2 protein-coding genes are annotated in these 2,441 nt (G+C 72.7%); one reads left to right on the top strand and one right to left on the bottom strand.

Annotation, left to right across the window (positions count from 1 at the left end):
- Positions 1 to 150: 150 nt before the first annotated feature.
- On the bottom strand, positions 151 to 1,395 hold the full coding sequence (locus tag LCD31_RS09830) for a nitrate/nitrite transporter (RefSeq protein ID WP_224957457.1): 1,245 nt from the start codon (positions 1,393 to 1,395) through the stop codon (positions 151 to 153).
- A 97-nt stretch (positions 1,396 to 1,492) separates the two neighbouring features.
- Between LCD31_RS09830 and LCD31_RS29510 the strand changes: the two genes are divergently transcribed.
- Positions 1,493 to 2,218, top strand: coding sequence for a GntR family transcriptional regulator (locus LCD31_RS29510; RefSeq protein WP_224957456.1), 726 nt, complete (start codon positions 1,493 to 1,495; stop codon positions 2,216 to 2,218).
- The last annotated feature ends 223 nt before the right edge of the window (positions 2,219 to 2,441 follow it).

Below are 2,441 nucleotides of genomic sequence, written 5' to 3'. Positions count from 1 at the left end.
CAACGACTCCCCCGCCACCGTTCCCGACCGCACCCCGCCCACGACATTCCGCAGCTCCAGCGCAGTGGACACCCGGACCTCCTCCGACCGACGGCACCGATCACGCGACCCTAACCGCGCACCGGCACCGCGCTCAGCCGCGCCGCGCCCTCACGACCGCACCTCCACCGGACGCGTCCGGCAGACCCACTGCCCCGCGGTACCCACCGCCAGCAGCACCACCACCGGCACGAACGACCACCGGTACGCCTCCAGCGCAGGCAGCACCGACACCACCTCCAGCACCAACCCGACCAGCACCTGGATCAGCACCCCCGCCAGGAAACCGCCCATGTTCACCACGCCCGACGCCGCACCCGAACGGTGCACCGCGTTCGACTCCCGCGCACCGTCGAACGCCAGCATCGCCGCACCACCACCGAAGCCCAGCACCGCCAGCACCACCACCAGCAGCGGCACCGACATCGCCGTCGGCCACGCCACCACCAGCAACCAGGTCAGCACCACCAGCACCGACATCCCCAACGTGTAGCGCTCCCGCCGCCGCGGGCGCCCCGCGATCCACTGGCTCGCCACCAACGAGCCCGCGATGAACCCGATCGCCGCCACCAGCAGCAGGCCACCGGCCGCCGACGAAGCCACGCCCTGCGCACCGGTCAACCACGGCGCACCCCACAACGTCGTGATCGCCAAGAACTGGGAGAGGAGCACGAAGTGCACCCAGAACGACTGCTTCGTGCCGCGCTGCGCCACCACCACGCGCAACGTGCGGGAGATCCGCTCCCCGACCTCCGACGGGACCTCGGGCCCCAACCCGGCCGGCCGATCCCGGATCACCGCACCTGCCACCACCGCCAGCACCGCGGTCAGACCCGCCGCCCCCAGGAACGTCGGCACCCAGCCCAGACCGTGCAGCGCCGAGGTCAACGGCACCGTCGAGAGCACCTGCCCGAGCCCACCGACCAGACCGGTCAGCGCCGCCACCCGGCCGTACCGGTCGGCCGGGAACCACTGCGCCGCCAACCGCAGCACGTTGGTGAACATGAACGCGTCACCGATACCGATGAACACCCGGCCGGTGACCCCACCCAGCACCGAGCCGCTCACCGCGAACACCGCGGAACCGATCGCCAGCGCCAGCACCCCGCCGGTGATGACCCGCCGCGGCCCCAACCGGTCCGCCAGCAGCCCCGACGGCACCTGCAGCACCAGGTACACGCCCAGCTGCAGCGCCGAGAACAGCGCCAGCACCCCCGGGCCCGCGGAGAAGCGCACCAGCGCGTCCGGCGCCGCGACCCCCAGGCTCGCCCGGTGGAACAACGCCACGAAGTAGCACGCCGCACCCACGCCCCACACCAGCCAGGCCCCGCGCTGGACGACGCTCGATCGCGCCACCCGCTGTTCCCCGGCAACACCGACCGACACCGGAACACCCACCTCTCTCGACTTGTATCCACCATAGATACAAGATGCGGATCAGTACTATGGGCGCGTGTCGAGCGCAACACCGAACCACGACGTGCCGCCGCCCACCGCCGCCCCCGGCGGCACCGGCCCGGCGAGCGCGGAACCCCCGGCCGCGGACCGGGCCTACCGGCACGTCAAGACCGGGCTGCTCGACGGCACCTACCCCGACGGACACCTGCTGTCCGAAGGCGAAGTGGCCACCGCCATGAACATGTCCCGCACCCCGGTGCGCGAGGCCTTCCTGCGGCTGCAGACCGAAGGCTTCCTGCGGCTCTACCCGAAGCGGGGAGCCTTGGTCGTCCCGGTCACCCCCACCGAGGCCCGCGCCGTCCTCGAAGCCCGGCTGGCGCTGGAGAGCTTCGCCATCGACAAGATCGCGGCCGACGGCCCCGCGACGATGCGCCGGGTCGGCGAGGATCTCAGCGCCCATGCGGCATGCGACGGCAGCGGCCTGAGCACGGCGGAGATGCACGAGGCCGACCGCGACTTCCACGCCCGGCTGGTCGCCGCCGCGGCCAACCCCATCATCGACGACCTCTACAACGCGCTGCGCGACCGGCAACTGCGGATCACCGCCGGAGCCCGGACCCAGGACCGCCGCCCGGACATCACCCGGCAACACGCCGAGGTGGCGACCGCCGTGCGCGACGGCGCCGCGGACACCGCCAAGGCGGTCCTGCGCGATCACCTGCTCGGCGTGCTGCGGGCGCTCGGAGTCGCGGGCGGCCCGATGCTCGAACCCCCGGCCTGAGCACTGGAAGACCCCCGAGTGTCTGTGCTTGTTCGTGCTTTTGATCTTCAGATCATTGATTTCGGTCGACGCTGAAACCACCAATCCAATAAAGCGAATGCGGCGCAAAAGTGGGGGGGGGGCCCCCCCCCCCCCCCGCGCCGTGTCCGGCCGCGGCCCCCGGCCCCCCCCCCCCCACCCCGGGGGCCCCCCCCCCCCCCCGGCGCGCCGCCCCCCCCCCCCG

The sequence above is a fragment of the Saccharopolyspora sp. 6M genome, from assembly GCF_020176775.1.
In the GTDB taxonomy this organism is placed as follows: domain Bacteria; phylum Actinomycetota; class Actinomycetes; order Mycobacteriales; family Pseudonocardiaceae; genus Saccharopolyspora_C; species Saccharopolyspora_C gregorii.
The sequence above is the reverse complement of the archived record's forward strand: the minus strand, read 5'-3'. Positions and strand labels throughout refer to the sequence as shown.